16 protein-coding genes are annotated in these 16,710 nt (G+C 63.6%); 2 read left to right on the top strand and 14 right to left on the bottom strand.

The genetic code is table 11. From position 1 onward, the window contains the following. Nucleotides 1–4: 4 nt before the first annotated feature. The 13 genes from lpxA to rpsB all read right to left on the bottom strand — a co-directional run bounded on the left by lpxA (nucleotide 5) and on the right by rpsB (nucleotide 12,450). Nucleotides 5–775: an acyl-ACP--UDP-N-acetylglucosamine O-acyltransferase gene (lpxA, locus tag CGK74_RS07555; protein WP_094267862.1), complete on the bottom strand. Its 771-nt coding sequence runs from the start codon at nucleotides 773–775 to the stop codon at nucleotides 5–7. Then, entirely contained in the window at nucleotides 772–1,206 is a 435-nt protein-coding gene (fabZ, locus tag CGK74_RS07560) for a 3-hydroxyacyl-ACP dehydratase FabZ (RefSeq protein ID WP_094267979.1), read from the bottom strand. Before fabZ ends, lpxA begins: the two co-directional genes overlap by 4 nt. 8 nt (nucleotides 1,207–1,214) lie before the next feature. Continuing rightward, nucleotides 1,215–2,249: a UDP-3-O-(3-hydroxymyristoyl)glucosamine N-acyltransferase gene (gene lpxD, locus CGK74_RS07565; RefSeq protein ID WP_094267863.1), complete on the bottom strand. Its 1,035-nt coding sequence runs from the start codon at nucleotides 2,247–2,249 to the stop codon at nucleotides 1,215–1,217. A gap of 11 nt (nucleotides 2,250–2,260) precedes the next feature. Continuing rightward, complete coding sequence (locus tag CGK74_RS07570; RefSeq protein WP_094267864.1) at nucleotides 2,261–2,761, bottom strand: OmpH/Skp family outer membrane protein; 501 nt, start codon at nucleotides 2,759–2,761, stop codon at nucleotides 2,261–2,263. Nucleotides 2,762–2,796: 35 nt separating this feature from the next. Then, the gene (gene bamA, locus CGK74_RS07575; RefSeq protein WP_094267865.1) at nucleotides 2,797–5,136 is read right to left on the bottom strand and encodes an outer membrane protein assembly factor BamA; all 2,340 of its coding nucleotides are present in this window, start codon (nucleotides 5,134–5,136) and stop codon (nucleotides 2,797–2,799) included. 8 nt (nucleotides 5,137–5,144) lie between these two features. Next, complete coding sequence (gene rseP / locus CGK74_RS07580) at nucleotides 5,145–6,509, bottom strand: RIP metalloprotease RseP (protein ID WP_094267866.1); 1,365 nt, start codon at nucleotides 6,507–6,509, stop codon at nucleotides 5,145–5,147. Between the two features lie 2 nt (nucleotides 6,510–6,511). Beyond that, nucleotides 6,512–7,708 carry a 1-deoxy-D-xylulose-5-phosphate reductoisomerase gene (gene ispC / locus CGK74_RS07585; RefSeq protein ID WP_094267867.1) on the bottom strand — a complete coding sequence of 399 codons (1,197 nt, stop codon included), beginning with the start codon at nucleotides 7,706–7,708 and terminating at the stop codon, nucleotides 6,512–6,514. A 40-nt stretch (nucleotides 7,709–7,748) separates the two neighbouring features. Beyond that, complete coding sequence (locus tag CGK74_RS07590) at nucleotides 7,749–8,570, bottom strand: phosphatidate cytidylyltransferase (protein WP_094267868.1); 822 nt, start codon at nucleotides 8,568–8,570, stop codon at nucleotides 7,749–7,751. Then, nucleotides 8,563–9,342, bottom strand: a complete 780-nt coding sequence (gene uppS / locus CGK74_RS07595; RefSeq protein ID WP_094267869.1) for a polyprenyl diphosphate synthase — start codon at nucleotides 9,340–9,342, stop codon at nucleotides 8,563–8,565. Before uppS ends, CGK74_RS07590 begins: the two co-directional genes overlap by 8 nt. 46 nt (nucleotides 9,343–9,388) lie before the next feature. Further along, on the bottom strand, nucleotides 9,389–9,946 hold the full coding sequence (gene frr, locus CGK74_RS07600; RefSeq protein ID WP_094267870.1) for a ribosome recycling factor: 558 nt from the start codon (nucleotides 9,944–9,946) through the stop codon (nucleotides 9,389–9,391). Between the two features lie 19 nt (nucleotides 9,947–9,965). After that, a complete protein-coding gene (gene pyrH, locus CGK74_RS07605; protein ID WP_094267871.1) occupies nucleotides 9,966–10,679 on the bottom strand; it encodes a UMP kinase in 714 nt (237 codons plus the stop codon). A 10-nt stretch (nucleotides 10,680–10,689) separates the two neighbouring features. Continuing rightward, nucleotides 10,690–11,589 carry a translation elongation factor Ts gene (tsf, locus tag CGK74_RS07610; protein ID WP_094267872.1) on the bottom strand — a complete coding sequence of 300 codons (900 nt, stop codon included), beginning with the start codon at nucleotides 11,587–11,589 and terminating at the stop codon, nucleotides 10,690–10,692. Nucleotides 11,590–11,694: 105 nt separating this feature from the next. Continuing rightward, entirely contained in the window at nucleotides 11,695–12,450 is a 756-nt protein-coding gene (gene rpsB, locus CGK74_RS07615) for a 30S ribosomal protein S2 (protein ID WP_094267873.1), read from the bottom strand. Nucleotides 12,451–12,744: 294 nt separating this feature from the next. Between rpsB and map the strand changes: the two genes are divergently transcribed. Further along, nucleotides 12,745–13,566 carry a type I methionyl aminopeptidase gene (gene map / locus CGK74_RS07620; protein ID WP_094267874.1) on the top strand — a complete coding sequence of 274 codons (822 nt, stop codon included), beginning with the start codon at nucleotides 12,745–12,747 and terminating at the stop codon, nucleotides 13,564–13,566. Nucleotides 13,567–13,602: 36 nt separating this feature from the next. Continuing rightward, nucleotides 13,603–16,179, top strand: coding sequence for a [protein-PII] uridylyltransferase (locus CGK74_RS07625; RefSeq protein WP_094267875.1), 2,577 nt, complete (start codon nucleotides 13,603–13,605; stop codon nucleotides 16,177–16,179). A 26-nt stretch (nucleotides 16,180–16,205) separates the two neighbouring features. Here CGK74_RS07625 and CGK74_RS07630 read toward each other — a convergent pair whose 3' ends face one another. Further along, nucleotides 16,206–16,709 carry a TIGR00645 family protein gene (locus CGK74_RS07630; RefSeq protein ID WP_094267980.1) on the bottom strand — a complete coding sequence of 168 codons (504 nt, stop codon included), beginning with the start codon at nucleotides 16,707–16,709 and terminating at the stop codon, nucleotides 16,206–16,208. Nucleotide 16,710: the final 1 nt, after the last annotated feature.

Raw genomic sequence — 16,710 nt, forward strand, 5'->3', positions numbered from 1 at the left:
AGCCTCAGCGAACGATGCCGCGATCGGACTGGGCGATGAACGCGGAGAACGCCTCCACTTCGGCATGCTCGGCGGCGATCTCGGCAACACGCTGCCGCGCCTCCTGCAGCGTCAGGCCGGCGCGATACAGTGCGCGGTAGGCACGCTTGATGGCGGCAATGCCTTCCGCACTGAAACCCCGACGCTTGAGGCCTTCGCTGTTGATGCCGTGCGGCTTGGCAGGATTGCCGGCGACGGTGACGAAGGGCGGCAGATCCTGCAGCAGCACGGTTCCGACGCCGCAGAAGCTGTGCGCGCCGACGCGGCAGAACTGGTGCACGCCGGTGAATCCGCCCAGGATCGCCCAGTCGCCGACATGCACGTGGCCGGCCAGCGTGGCGTTGTTGGCGAAGATGGTGTTGTTACCCACCTGGCAGTCATGTGCCATATGGACGTAGGCCATGATCCAGTTGTCGTTGCCGATGCGGGTGACGTGCGCATCCTGGCTGGTGCCGACGTTGAACGAGCAGAACTCGCGGATCGTGTTGCGGTCGCCGATCTCCAGCGCCGTCGGCTCGTCGTCGTACTTCTTGTCCTGTGGCTTCGCGCCAAGGGAGCAGAACTGGAAGATCTCGTTGTCGCGTCCGATCCGGGTGTGGCCTTCGATCACCACATGCGGTCCCACCCGCGTGCCGTCGCCGATCTCGACGTGCTCGCCGATGATCGAGTACGGACCGATCGAGACGTTCTCACCGAGCTTTGCGCCCGGATGAACGATGGCAGTCGGGTGGATCATAGGGTCTTGAGCGCGCACATCAGTTCGGCTTCGGTCGCGATTTCGCCGTCGACGCGTGCGACCCCCTTGTACTTGTAGATGTTGCGCTTGTTCTGCGTGATCTCGACCTCGAAGATCAGCTGATCACCCGGCACAACCGGGCGCTTGAAGCGCACCGCGTCGATGCCGGCGAAGTAGACCACCGAATTCTCGTCGGGCTTGATCCCCATGCTCTTGAATGACAGTACCGCCGCAGCCTGTGCCATCGCCTCGACGATCAGTACACCCGGCATCACCGGGTGATGCGGGAAGTGGCCAGGGAAGAAAGGCTCGTTCATCGTGACATTCTTCAGCGCAATGATGCGCTTGCCCTCTTCCATCTCGAGCACACGGTCGATCAGGAGGAAGGGATAGCGGTGCGGAAGGTACTCGATGATTTCGTTGATGTTCATCATGTGGTTCAACCCGGGTTGCGGTCGTCGGGACCGCCTTGTTGATTCTCGAGACTACGGACACGCCCGACGAGCGCGTCGAGGTGACGCAGATGAGCGAAATTGCGCACCCAGTCGGAATGCGGTTGCACCGGCAGGCTAGCCGTATAGACGCCCGACCGCGTGATCGACTTGCTGACCAACGTGCCAGCGGAAATCACCACGTCATCGCAGATCGAAAGGTGGCCGATGATGCCGGCCTGCCCGCCGATCATGCAGCGCGCGCCGATTGTGGTGCTGCCGGCGATGCCGACGCAGCCGGCGATCGCGGTGCATTCGCCGATCCGAACGTTATGGGCGATCTGGATCTGGTTGTCGAGCTTGCAGCCATCGCCGATCACGGTATCGTCGAGCGCGCCACGGTCGATCGTGGTGTTGGCCCCGATCTCGACCTGGTTGCCGATGACGACGCGCCCGACCTGCGGGATCTTGACCCAGCGCCCACCCTTCTCGCGCGCAAAACCGAAGCCGTCCGAACCGATCACCGCGCCTGAATGGACGATGCAATCCTCGCCCACAACGCAGCCGTCCAGTACCGTCACCCGAGGGGCAAGGCGGGTCCCGCGGCCGATACGGGCGCCGCGGCCGACGTGGGAGCCAGCGCCAATGATGACCTCGTCGCCGATCTCCACATCCTCCTCGATCGACACACCCGGCCCGATTTCGACCGATGCGGGAACCGGGGACGCGACGCTCGCGAGCGCGTGGATGCCCGGTTGCGCCACCGGAGCGGGATTGAACAGCTGCGCAACGCGGGCGAAATAAAGGTAAGGGTCGCCCGTGACAATGCACGCGCGCCCCTTCACCAGCGCCAGGACCTCCGGCGCCACGATCACCGCGCTCGCCGCGCTGTCCTGCAGGCGCGACAGGTACTTTCGGTTGGCCAGGAAGGCCAGGTCTCCGTCTCCCGCCTGGTCGAGCGTTGCGACGCGGCGCACCGTCACACTGGCATCGCCGCTGACTTCACCGCCCAGGCGCGCGACCAGTTCGTCGAGACGAAACATGCGGGAAACGCTTACTTCGCGTCGGACAGGGCCTTGATGACCTTGTCGGTGATGTCGATCTTCGGGTTCGCGTAGACCGCTTCCTGGAAGATGATGTCGTAGTTCTCGCTCTCAGCGATCTGCTTCACCGAACGGTTGGCCTTGTCCAGCACCGAGGCAAGCTCCTCGTTGCGACGCTGGTTGAGGTCCTCGCGGAACTCACGTTGCTTGCGCTGGAAATCGCGATTGAGGTCGTTGAGCGCACGCTCCTTGCTGCGACGATCGCTCTCGGCCATCGTCGGCGCTTCACGCTCGAGCTCTTCCTGCATGGACTTGAGATCCTTCGCCATGCGCTGAAGCTCCTGGTCACGCTTCTCGAACTCCTTCTCGAGGCGCTGCTGCGCGCGGACCGCAGGGGCCGCCTCGCGCATCACACGGTCGGAGTTGACGAAGCCGATCTTGGTATCGGCAACTGCGGCCTGGGAAACGCCGATCAAGGCGGCAGCCACCAGGGAGAGGGTACTGACTTTCACTTATGCCTCCGGATGAATCTTGTCTTGTGGCGCGATCAGAAGACGCTGCCGAGCTGGAACTGGAACCGCTGGATCTCGTCGTCCTTTTCCTTCTTCAGCGGATAGCCGAGGCTGAACTTGAGCGGCCCGATCGGCGAACTCCAAGAGAACGCGAGGCCGGTACTGTAGCGCAGGTCGTCAAAACCGATCTTCTGTTCCTTGCCCGTGTCCGGGTCCTCGCCCCACACGTAACCCGCATCGAAGAAGGCCGAAATCCGGAACGAGCGGTCGGTGCCCGCTCCGGGCATCGGGAAATAGAACTCGGCGTTGCCGACCAGCTTGCGAGTACCGCCGGTGGAGGTGATGTCGCCGTCAGTGTCCGTGAACTTCGGGCCCAGCGTGCCTTGATCGAAACCACGCACCGAGCCGATGCCGCCAACGTAGTAGTTCTTGTAGAACGGCACACCCTTGCCGCCGAAGCCCTTGGCATAGCCGACGTCGGCATTGAGCATCAGCGCGTAATCACGCCCAAACGGGAACCAGTGTTGATGCTGGTAGCCCAGTTTTCCGTAGCGCAGGTCGCCGACCGGCACCGTCACCTCACCATACAGGCGCTGGTAGGTACCCTTGCGCGGATAGATGAAGCTGTCGCGACTATCCCGTGACCAACCGACCGTCAGCAGCAGGCTACTGACCGACACATCGCCCACACCAGTGCCACTGCAACCACCGTTGTCGTTGCAGAAGTCCTGATAGAGCCGTGGGCTTTCATCGAAGGTCGTGATCTTGGTCTGATCCGCCGTCAAACCAAAATTGATCTGGTCATCCTCGGCGATCGGCCAACCCAGCCGCAGCCCTGCACCGGTCGACACGGTCTTGTACGGAGACAGGCTGTTGTAATCGGTCGAGTCGTAGGTCCGGTGATACAGGTCCCAGCCCAGGCTTACGCCATCCACCGTGTAGTACGGATTGGTGAAGGACAGCGAAACGGTGCGATTGGACTTGCTCGTGTTCAACGCCAACGTGAGAGCGTTACCACTGCCGAACAGGTTCTGCTGTGCGATCGACGCTGACAGCACGATGCTCTCCGAGCTGGAGAAGCCCGCACCCAGCATCAGATTGCCGGTGGGGCGCTCCTTGACCGTGAAGTTGACATCGACCTGGTCGGTCGTACCCGGCACGGCCGGTGTCTCGACGTTCACCTCGTCGAAGAAGCCGAGGCGGTCGATACGGGTGCGCGAACGGTTGATCGCCGCTGCGTCGTACCACCCCCCTTCCATCTGGCGCATCTCGCGGCGAACGACCTCGTCGCGCGACTTGGTGTTGCCGCCGATGTTGATCCGGCGCACATACACGCGACGACCCGGATCGACGAACACCGTGAAAGCGACCTGGCGCTTTTCCTTGTCCACCTCCGGAGCAGCGTTGACGTTGGCGAAGGCATAGCCCTCATTGCCCAGGCGGTCGGTGATCGCCTTCGTGGTCTCGGTCAGCCGCTCGCGCGAAAAGGTGTCGCCCGGGCGCAGCTGGGACATCGCCAGGTACTCCGATTCGGGCAGCACCAGATCGCCGGTAAAGCGCATACCGCTGACGGTGTACTTCTCGCCCTCGGTGATGTTCACGGTGATGTAGATGTCCTGCTTGTCGGGCGTGATCGATACCTGGGTCGAATCGATGTTGAAGTCGAGATAACCCTGGTTCAGGTAGAAGGAACGCAGCGTCTCAAGGTCGGCCGACAGCTTCTGGCGCGAGTACTGGTCGTTCTTGGTGTACCAGGTCAGCCAGCCGGGCGTCGTCAGCTGCATTTGCTCGAGCAGATCGTCCTCGTCGTATGCCTTCGCCCCGACGATGGCGATCTGCCTGATCTTGGCGACGTCGCCTTCCTCGACATTGAAATTGATGCCAACCCGGTTGCGCTCCAGCGGAGTGACCGTGGTCTTGATCTGGGCCGAGTACTTGCCGCGCGACAGGTACTGCCGCTTCAGTTCCTGCTCGGCGCGCTCGAGCAACGAACGGTCGAAGATGCGGGATTCGGCGAGACCGACCTCGCGCAGGCCCGCCTTGAGCGCATCCTTGTCGAACTCCTTCACGCCGACAAAGTCGATCTGCGCAATCGCCGGACGCTCGTCCACCACGACAACGATCACATCACCTTCGGTCTCGATGCGTACGTCGCTGAAGAAACCTGTCGCGAAGAGCGCACGGATTGCTTCTGCCGCCTGCCCCTCATCGAAGCGCTCACCGACCCGCACCGGCAGGTAGTTGAACACGGTTCCCGCTTCGGTCCGCTGGATGCCTTCAACCCGGATGTCCTTGACTACGAAAGGTTCGAACGCGAACGCCGGCACAGCGGCAAAAAGGGCCATGATGAGCCCGGGCAGGAGCTTGCGATTCATGCAGGAATTCAGCCGGAAATGAGACGATTGATGTCGTTGTAGAAAGCAAATGCCATCAGCATGGCAAGCAGGACGAGACCGATCTGCTGACCGATCTCCATGACGCGTTCCGGAATCGGACCGCCCTTGATGATTTCGACCGTATAGTACAACAAGTGCCCGCCATCGAGCACCGGGATGGGGAGCAGGTTCAAGACCCCCAGACTGATGCTGATCAGCGCCACGAACTTGAGGTAATGGCTCAGTCCGAGCTGCGCCGTCTGGCCCGCGTAATCGGCAATCGTGACCGGTCCGGAGAGGTTCTTCCACGACACTTCACCGGTGAACATCCGACCAATCATCTTCAGGCTCAGTACACTCGTTTCCCAAGTCTGCCGCACAGCCTTCGTCAGGCCTTCGATCGGCCCATAGCGTACCTGGGAGAACATCGACAACCCACCTTCAACGGGCTCCGCGACCCCCACCCCGATGCGGCCGATCTGCGCACCGTTCTCGGTACCGGATTCGGGCGTGACGCTCAGAGCAAGTCGTTCTCCGGCGCGCAGCACATCAAAACTCAGAGGCCTGCCTGGCGCGGCGCGCACACGCTCGACCAGTTCCGTCCACCCGGCAATGGCCGCACCCTCAATCGCAATGACCTCGTCACCCTCTCGCAACCCGGCCCGCTCAGCCGAACCGCCTTCCGATATCCGCCCGACGACGGCCGGGATGATGGGCCGCCAGGGTTTGAGGCCCAAGCGCACGATCAGATCCTGACTACCATCCTCAATCGGCACGCCGGCAAGGTTCAGGCGCCGATAAGTCTCCACCTCGTCGAGCGTGCGCACCTGGAGCACGACTTCACGCTGCTCCAGTGCGTGCTGGAGCAGCACCCAGCGCAGGTCCTGCCACGATCGCACCGGCTCGTCGTCGACCGCGAGAACCAGATCACCGTCACGCACACCCGCCGCCACGGCGATCGCCGGCGTTTCCGACAGCGCCAGACGCGGGCGGAGCTCATCGGTGCCTGCCACGAACAGTCCCCAGTACAGCGCAATCGCGAGGATGAAGTTTGCGATCGGACCCGCCGCGACGATCGCAAAGCGTCGGTACACGCTCTGCCGGTTGAAGGCCCGATGCAGCTCCGCTGGCTCAACAGGCCCCTCGCGCTCGTCGAGCATCTTGACGTAGCCCCCGAGCGGAAACGCGGCCAGCGCCCACTCAGTCCGGTCCCGCCCGGCCCGACGCAGAAGAAGCGGCTTGCCAAAGCCAATCGAGAAGCGCAGTACCTTGACGCCACACCAGCGCGCCACGAGATAGTGGCCGAGCTCGTGCACGAGGATCAGCAAGCCCAGCGCAAGGGCGAAGGGAACCAGATAGTTGAGAAGATTCATCGTCAGCGGGAAAGAGTCCGGATCTGGGCGGATGCCCAGTCACGCGCCTGCGCATCGACAGCGAGCACAGCGTCCAACGAATCGACCGCGAAGCCCGCACTGCGTTCCAGGCAGGGCTCGATGACGCGCGCGATATCAAGATAACCGATGCACCCGTTGAGGAAGGCGGCCACCGCCTCCTCGTTCGCGGCGTTGAGCACGGCGGGCGCCGCCCCACCCGCCCGCAGCGCGGCGAACGCAAGCCCGAGACAGGGGAAACGCTGGAAGTCGGGTCGCTCGAAATCGAGCCGCGCGATCTCGAACAGATCGAGCGACCGCACCCCCGCCTCGATACGCTCGGGCCATGCCATCGCGTGCGCGATCGGCGTCCGCATGTCGGGATTGCCGAGCTGTGCGAGAACCGAGCCATCGACGTACTCGACCATCGAATGGATGACGCTCTGGCGGTGGACGACGACCTCGATCATGTCGGCCGGCACACCAAACAGCCAGTGCGCCTCGATGACTTCGAGCCCCTTGTTCATCATCGTTGCCGAATCGACGGAGATCTTGCGCCCCATGACCCAGTTCGGATGCGCACAGGCCTGATCCGGCGTCACTGCCGCGAGGTCGGCAATCGGCGCCTCGCGGAACGGTCCGCCCGACGCGGTGAGCAGGACGCGGCGCACGCCCGCCCTCGCCGGCTCTCGCGCATAGTCGGCCGGCAGCGCCTGGAAGACCGCGTTGTGCTCGCTGTCGATCGGCAGCAGCACCGCGCCACTGGCCGCCACCGCATCCATGAAGAGCTGCCCGGAGAGCACCAGGGCTTCCTTGTTGGCGAGCAGCACCTTCTTTCCGGCACGTGCAGCCGCGAGGCTCGGCCGCAAGCCGGCAGCCCCGACGATCGCAGCCATCACCATGTCGACGTCGGATGCAGAAGCAACCTGCTCCAGCGCCTCGGGGCCAGACAAGACCTCAGTGCGACTGCCCGCGGCCGCGAGCGCAGCACGGAGACGCTGCGCGGCCTCCTCCTCGCCCATCACGGCATAGCGCGGTGAAAACCGGAGAACCTGCTCCAGCAGCTTGTCATCCTGGCGGTGCGCCGTCAGGGCGAAGACCTCGAAGCGGTCCGGATGCCGGGCTACGACATCCAGGGTGCTCTGGCCGATGGAGCCGGTCGCCCCAAGAACGGTGATGCGCTGCGTGACGGGTTGTCGCATTTGATGGGCAGGAACGGAAAACGAAGGGCGTTCCGCCGACTCAGCGCGCCAGCAGAACGGCAAACAGGGCAACGAGCGGCAGAGTGGAGGTCAGGCTGTCGATGCGGTCGAGGATGCCGCCGTGCCCGGGCAGGATCGTGCCACTATCCTTCAGGCCCGCCTGGCGCTTCAGAAGCGACTCGAACAGGTCGCCGATGATGCTGATAGCGGTCCATAGCACGAGCCCTGCGGCCACCACCATCGCGCCACCCGGGTTGCTCGCCCCCAGCCAGGTCAGCACGCCGAAGCCGAACAGCAGCACCGCAGCCGCGGCACCGACCGCTCCCTCCCAGGTTTTTCCCGGACTGATCGACGGCGCCAGCTTGTGGCGGCCGAAGGCGCGCCCAGAGAAGTACGCCGCAATGTCGGCCACCCACACGACGGCCATGACCGCCAGCATGATCCACGGGCCAAGCGCACGCAGATGCACCAGTGCGAGCGCAGTCGGCACCAACACGACGAAGCCGACCAGGGACGCCAGCATCGGGTTCGACAGGGTCCATTTCCGCGACAGCCAGGCCGGAACGACGAACACCCAGAACAGCGCACTGATCCCATAGAGCGGCACGAGGACCCCCGCGCCCGCAGTCACGCCACTCACGAGGCCACTGAGCACCCCGAGGATCAGACAGGCGATGCCGAACGAGATGGCGGTGGACATCCGCAACGGGCGCTCGAAGCCGGCAAGGCCGCCCCACTCCCACGCCGCGGCGCCACAGACGAGCGCGCACAGCACCAGCCATCCCGACGCAGGCAGCAGGAAAACCGCGCCGAGCAGACCAACCAGCAGCACGATCGCAGTCAGAACACGTGCTTTAAGCATGATGCCCCGCTGCGCCCTGTTCGACGAGTTGCTCGCTCGTGCGACCGAAGCGGCGTTCGCGGCCACCATACGAAGCAATGGCCTCGTCGAGTGCCGCCGCGTCAAAATCCGGCCAGAGGGTGTCGGTGAAGTAAAGCTCGGTGTAGGCCAGCTGCCACAGCAGGAAGTTGCTGATGCGCTTTTCGCCACCCGTACGGATGAAAAGATCGGGCTCGGGTGCGAAGTTCATCGACAGCGCACCGGCAATCTCATCTTCGCTGAAACCCTCACGCCGATCGGGATGCGCGCGCATCAGGGCGCCAACGGCATTCGCGACATCCCATCGACCGCCGTAGTTGGCCGCGATGCTCAGGTGCAGACGGTCGTTCGTGGCCGTCTTCTCTTCCGACTCGCGGATCGTGCGAACGAGCTCCGGATCGAAGCGCGACAGATCACCGACGACGCGCAGTCGAATCCCGTTCTCGTCCAGTCGGGCAACTTCCTTTCGCAGCGACTTCATGAAGAGCTGCATCAGGAAGGAGACCTCGTCGGCCGGCCTGCGCCAGTTCTCCGAGCTGAAGGCGAACAGCGTCAGATACTCGATGCCGCGCTCCATGCACGCCCGGACGACCGCGCGCACCGAGTCCAGGCCGCGGGAGTGGCCGGCAACGCGCGGCATCAGACGCTTTCGCGCCCAACGACCGTTGCCGTCCATGATGATCGCCACGTGACGCGGAACCGCACTCACTGCCGGGATATCCCGTGTGGAGCTTGTGAATCGCTTGTGCATCATGACCCGCCTCCTGTTCTGCCCATAAGGGAACAGCCGATCCGGCGGATCAGATCTGCATCAGTTCCTGTTCTTTCAGCGCGAGCAGCTTGTCGATCTCGGCGACGTACTTGTCGGTCAGCTTCTGGACATCCTCCTCGGCACGACGCTCGTCGTCCTCGGAAATTTCCTTGTCCTTGACCGCATCCTTGAGATGCTGGTTGGCATCGCGACGCAGGTTGCGGATGGCGATCTTCGCCGTCTCGCCTTCCTGGCGCACGACCTTGGTCAGGTCGCGGCGACGCTCTTCGGTCAGTGCCGGCATCGGCACGCGCAACAGCTCACCCATGTTCGAAGGGTTCAGGCCCAGGTCGCTGTCGCGGATGGCCTTCTCGACCTTCGGCAGCATCGGCTTTTCCCAGGTCTGGACACCGATTGTGCGGGCGTCGATCAGCGTGATGTTGGCAACCTGGTTCACGGGAACCATCGAGCCGTAGTACTCCACCATCACGTGGTCGAGCAGGCCGGTGTGGGCACGGCCGGTCCGGATCTTGGCGAGATCGGTCTTGAGTGCCTCGACCGACTTCTGCATCTTCTGCTCGGTGTTCTTCTTAAGTTCGGAAATCATCAACGCACTCTCCAGAGCATCAGGAATGGACCAGCGTGCCCTCGTCCTCGCCCATCACAACGCGCTTGAGCGCGCCGGGCTTGAAGATGGAGAACACGTTGATCGGCAGTTTCTGGTCACGGCACAGCGCGAACGCGGTCGCATCGAGGACTGCCAGGTTGCGACCGATCGCCTCATCGAAGCTGATGCGATGGTAGCGCTGCGCGTTCGGGTCTTTCTTCGGGTCGGCAGTATAGACACCATCGACCTTGGTTGCCTTGAGCACGATCTGCGCACCGATCTCGGAGCCGCGCAGCGCGGCCGCAGTGTCGGTGGTGAAGAAGGGGTTGCCCGTGCCGGCGGCGAAGATCACCACGCGGCCTTCTTCGAGATGACGGATCGCACGACCGCGGATGTAAGGCTCGACCACCTGATCGATACGCAGCGCCGACTGCACGCGCGCCTCGACCTCCATGCGCCGCATCGCATCGGCGAGCGCCATGGCGTTCATCACCGTGGCCAGCATGCCCATGTAGTCAGCAGTGGCGCGATCCATGCCGGAAGCCGCGCCCTTCATGCCACGGAAGATGTTGCCGCCGCCGATAACCACCCCCACCTGGACGCCGAGACGTACGATCTCGGCGATCTCGGTGACGATGCGAGTGACGACCTCCTCGTTGATGCCATAGGTGTCGTCGCCCATCAGGGCCTCGCCCGAGAGCTTCAGCAGGATGCGCTTGTAGGCGGCGGACATGTGCAACTCCTTACTTCTTGGCTGCTGCAGCAGCGGCCTGCTCGGCCACTTCGGCCGCGAAGTCGGTGACCTTCTTCTCGATGCCTTCGCCAACGATGTACAGCGAGAAACCGGCAACCGAAGCACCCTTGGCCTTCAGCAGTTGCTCGATGGTCTGCTTGCCATCTTCAGCCTTGACGAAGACCTGCGCCAGGAGCGTGACTTCCTTCAGGAATTTCTGCACGGTGCCGTCGGCGATCTTCTCAAGCATGGCTTCCGGCTTGTTGTCGGCGCGGGCCTTCTCGATGGCGATGCGACGTTCGGAATCGATCAGGTCCTGCGACACACCCGAGGCGTCCAGCGCCTTCGGCTTGGACGCGGCAATGTGCATCGCGATGTCCTTGCCCAGCTGCTCGTCGCCACCCACGAGGTCCAGCAGCACGCCGATCTTGGCACCACCGTGGACGTACGAGAACAGCTGACCCTTGGCTTCGACGCGGGTGAAGCGGCGGATCGACATGTTCTCGCCGATCTTGCCGACCAGTGCGGTGCGCGTCGATTCGACCGTACCCTCGCCCATCGGCAGCGCCGACAGCGCGGCGACGTCGGCCGGGTTCTTGCCAGCAACCAGTTCGGCGCAGCCGTTCACCAGCGCCAGGAAGTCGTCGTTCTTGGCAACGAAATCGGTTTCGCAGTTCACTTCGATGATCGAACCGAGCTTGCCGTCGGCCGAGATGCTGATGCCGACCACGCCTTCGGCGGCAACGCGGGTGGCCGCCTTGGAGGCCTTGTTGCCCAGCTTGACGCGCAGGATCTCTTCAGCCTTGGCCATGTCGCCAGCCGCTTCGGCCAGCGCCTTCTTGCATTCCATCATCGGCGCGTCGGTCTTCTCGCGCAGTTCCTTGACCATGCTTGCGGTGATTTCCGCCATGCTAACTCCTCGGATTTCGCTATTGCCCGCGCCGGGTGATTACCCAGCGCGGCAGGTGTTCAAGATTACAAAAAGGGGCCCCTCGAGGCCCCGGCAAGCTGCAGGTCAGGCCTGCTCTTGCGTACCTTCTTCATCGACCTCGACGAACTCGTCGCCGCCGGCATCGACGATTTCCTGCAGCACCTGGCTGCGACCCTGCAGCACGGCATCGGCCACGCCGCGGGCGTAGAGGCGGATGGCGCGCGAGGAGTCGTCGTTACCCGGGATCACGTAATCCACACCCTCGGGCGAGTGGTTGGTGTCAACCACGGCAACGACCGGGATACCGAGCTTCTGAGCTTCGGTGATGGCGATCTTGTGGTAGCCGACATCGATGACGAACAGCGCGTCGGGCAGGCCACCCATTTCCTTGATGCCGCCGATCGACTTCTGCAGCTTTTCCATCTCGCGACGCACGGTCAGCGCTTCGCGCTTCGACAGGCGCTCGATCGAACCATCCTCGACCATGGCCTCGACTTCCTTCAGGCGCTTGATCGACTGCTTGACCGTCTTGAAGTTGGTCAGCATGCCGCCGAGCCAGCGCTCATCGACGAAGGGCATGCCGGCACGACCCGCTTCCTCGGCGATGATCTCGCGAGCCTGGCGCTTGGTGCTGACGAACAGGATGTTGCCGCGGTTGGCGGCGAGCTTGCGTACGAAGTCCATGGCTTCGTTGTACTTCACCATCGTCTTCTCGAGGTTGACGATGTGGATCTTGTTGCGCTGGCCGAAGATGTACGGGGCCATGCGCGGGTTCCAGAAGCGGGTCTGGTGGCCGAAATGGACGCCCGCTTCGAGCATCTGACGCATCGTGACTGACATGTGTGTTACTCCAAACTGATCAAAGGGTTTTACCTCCGCCCCGCGGGATACCCGACGTTCGGCCATGGCCCGAACACCCGACACCTCGCCGCACCGAAAGCCATTCAGATCGACCTTCGCTGCGGACCCCATTGCCGCAGGACGTGTGGATTTTGCCTGCCTCAGCAGACAAGCCCGCGATGTTAGCACGCCCCTCAGGGCTCGCTCAAGCCGCATCCGGTGACGCGTTTGCCGGCAAGTGCCTGCATGCGATACCTTTGTGTCCTTTACAGCCCCAGCAAGACAGAAATCACAATGAGCATCGTCCTCAAGACCGCGGAAGAAATCGACAAGATGCGCGTGGCCTGCCGTCTCGCGGCCGAGGTCCTCGACTACATCGAGCCCTTCGTCAAACCCGGTGTGACAACCGGCGAACTCGACCGCCTGTGCCACGACTATATGGTGAACGTGCAGGACACGATTCCGGCTCCGCTCAACTACGCGCCGCCCGGTTACTCGCCCTACCCCAAGTCGATCTGCACCTCGATCAATCATCAGGTCTGCCACGGCGTGCCGGGCGACAAGGCGCTCAAGAAAGGCGACATTGTCAACATCGACATCACCGTGATAAAGGACGGCTTCCACGGCGACACCAGCCGCATGTTCCTGGTGGGCGGTGAGGCCGCAGCGAGCATTGCCGCACGCCGCCTGTCGCAGATCACTTACGAATGCATGTGGCTGGGCATTGCCGCCGTGAAGCCGGGCGCGCACCTCGGCGACATCGGCGCAGTCATCCAGAAGCATGCCGAAGGCAACGGCTTCTCGGTGGTCCGCGAGTTCTGCGGCCACGGCATTGGCCGCAAATTCCACGAGGAGCCGCAGGTGCTGCACTACGGCAAGGCCGGCACCGGCCCCGAACTGAAGCCGGGCATGATCTTCACGATCGAGCCGATGATCAACGCCGGCAAAGCTGCGATCTCCGAACTCCCCGACGGCTGGACGATCGTAACCAAGGACCGCAGCCTCTCCGCGCAATGGGAACACACGGTGGTGGTGACCGAGACCGGTGTAGAAGTCCTGACGCTGTCGGAGAACTGCCCCCCACCTCCCGCACTGGTCGCCGCCCGTTTCGCCTGATCACCCCTCGCCGCCCCGACCCGCCAGAAGGCAGCCATGAAAGACGCCCTTTGCTCCGCCCTTCAACCTCTGATCGGCGAAGCGCGCCGGCGTCTGGGCGAGGGCTCGGCGGCGCTCAGGGCCGCCTACGAGGCACACCCGCGCACCTCGGCCCTGCTCGAAGGACGAGCGCGACTGGTAGACGCGGAAGTCATCGGATTGTGGCAAGCGTGCGACATGCCGGAAGACGCGGCCCTGCTTGCGGTCGGCGGCTATGGACGTGGCGAACTCTTCCCCGCCTCGGACGTCGATATCCTCGTGCTGCTGCCGACGGCCGCGGCGCCCGAGATCTGCGAACGCCTTTCGGCGATGGTGGGTGCGCTGTGGGACATCGGGCTCGAGATCGGGCATGCGGTGCGCACGGTGGACGAGTGCATCGAGGCCGCGGCGGACGACATCACGGTCCAGACCAACCTGCTGGAAGCCCGCCTGCTCACAGGCGACGTGCGTCTCTTCGCCGAACTCAACGAGCGTTACCGTGAGGCTCTGGATGTGCGCGCCTTCTACAAGGCGAAACAGCTCGAGCAGGAGCAGCGCTACGCCCGCTTCAACGACAGCCCCTACGCGCTCGAGCCGAATTGCAAGGAAAGCCCCGGCGGCTTGCGCGACCTGCAGATGCTGGGCTGGATCGCGCGCGCTGCAGGTCTGGGCCACAACTGGCGCGACCTTGCCCGTCGCCGCCTCATCACCGGTGGCGAGGCCAGTGACCTGCGCAGCGTGGAGCGCTTCCTGCAACACCTGCGCATCCGCCTGCACTACCTGACCGGGCGTGCCGAAGACCGGCTGCTGTTCGATCACCAGGAAAAGCTCGCGCGCATCATGGGCATCGAAGCGACCGCGACCCGGCGCGCGTCCGAAGTGCTGATGCAGCGCTATTACGTCACTGCGAAAATGGTGACGCAGCTCAACACCGTGCTGCTGCAGAACTACGGCACCGTGATCTTCCCCGACCGGGGCGCAGCCTTCGTCATTAACCCGCGCTTTCAGGTCGTCCGCGAGCTGCTCGACCTGCGCCAGGAAGACATCTTCGAGCGCTATCCCTCTGCCCTGCTCGAATGCTTCCTGCTGCTGCAGCAGCGCTCCGAACTCAAGGGCATGACGGCGCGCACGCTGCGCGCACTGTGGATAAACCGCAACCGCATCAACGCCGCCTTCCGCGCCAATCCCGAGCACCGCGCGCTGTTCCTGCAGATCCTGCAGCAGAAGCGCGGCATCGTGCATGCATTCCGGCGCATGAACGAGTACGGCATCCTGTCTCGCTACCTGCCGAGCTGGCGCCGCATCATCGGCCAGATGCAACACGACCTGTTCCACGTCTACACGGTCGACCAGCACATCCTGATGGTGCTGCGCAACATGCGCCGCTTCACCATGGGCGAACACGCTCACGAATACCCGCTGATGACGCGACTGATCATGGCATTCGAGCGTCACTGGTTGCTGTACCTCGCCGCACTCTTCCACGACATCGCCAAGGGGCGCGGCGGCGACCACTCCAAGCTGGGCATGAGCGACGCCCGCGAGTTCTGCGCGCTGCACGGCCTTGAGGAAGAGGACGCCGACCTGGTCGTATGGCTGGTCGAGCACCACCTCACCATGTCGCATTACGCGCAGAAGGAAGACACGTCCGATCCGGAAGTCGTGCAGCGCTTCGCCCGCATCGTCGGCAACGAGCGGCGCCTGACCGCGCTCTACCTGCTGACGCACGCCGACATCCGCGGCACCAGTCCCAAGGTGTGGAATGGCTGGAAAGGCAAGCTGCTGGAGGACCTGTTTTTTGCGGCCCAGCGCCTGCTGCGCGGCGCGACGCCCCAGCAGGCGCTGGGACTGGACGACCGCCTGGAGGACGCCCGCCGCCTGTTGCGCTTCCACGGCCTGAGGCCGGGCATCGAGGACAGGCTGTGGTCCGAACTCGACGCCGTGTACTTCATGCGGCATTCCGCCGAGGAGATCGCCTGGCACACACGGGTGCTGTACTTCCGCCCCGATGCCGACGAACCCGTGGTCAAGGCCCGTGTCGCCGAGGAAGAGGACGGCGTTCAGGTCATGGTGTTCACGCCCGACCAGAAGGAGCTGTTCGTCCGCCTAACGGGCTTCTTCGGGCGACTGGGCTTCACCATCCTCGACGCCAAGGTGCACACCACCCGCCACGGCTACGCACTGGACAGCTTCATGCTGCAGGACCCGGGCGGCGAAGCGAGCTACCGCGACGTGATCACGCTGATCGAACACGAGCTCGCGAGCTACCTCGCCCGCCCGGACGCCATCGACCGCCCCTCGCGCGGCCGCCTGTCGCGTCAGGTCAAGCACTTCCCGATCACGCCGCAGGTCAGCATCCGGGCCGACGAAGCCGGCCGCCACTACATCCTGTCACTGACTGCGGCCGACCGCCCCGGGCTCCTGTTCGAAATCGCCGAAACCCTCTCCGGCCACGGCATCCGCCTGCACACAGCCAAGATCGCCACGCTCGGCGAGCGTGTCGAAGACACCTTCCTGCTCACCGGCGCCACGCTGTCGCAGGACGCCCAGCTGCTGCGCGTGGAGCGCGAACTGCTCGAACGCCTGCAGGTTTGAGGCTGCGGGCGCGGGTCGGAGCCGGATCAGTGCTTGTTGCCGAGGCGATCCATCAACGCGTAGAGCACGCCGGAAAACAGGAAAGTGACGTGGATGCCGACCATCCAGCCGAGATGGCGATCGCTCAGGTTGTCCACGTTCATGAACGCCTTCAGCAACTCGATTCCCGAGATCGCCACGATCGAGCCAATCAGCTTGATCTTCAGGTCCGAGAAGCCGATGTGTCCCATCCAGTCTGGCCGATCCTGATGACTGTGCAGGTCGTCCATCTTGGAAACGAAATTCTCGTAACCGCTGAACATGATAATGATCAGCAGGTTCATGATCAGGGCGATATCGACCAGCGACAGCACCCCGATGATGAGCTCGCCGCCCGTGGCGGTCATGATGTCGGCAAAGAGCCCCCAGACCTCCTTGGCGAACTTGACGAGCAGCACCACCATGGCCAGCACCAGCCCGAAATAGACCGGCGCCATCAGCCAGCGACTGGAGAAAAGCAGGTGTTCGAAGTTGTTTTCGAGACGCTTCATG

It is taken from the genome of Thauera propionica (genome assembly GCF_002245655.1).
Classification (GTDB): Bacteria; Pseudomonadota; Gammaproteobacteria; order Burkholderiales; family Rhodocyclaceae; genus Thauera; species Thauera propionica.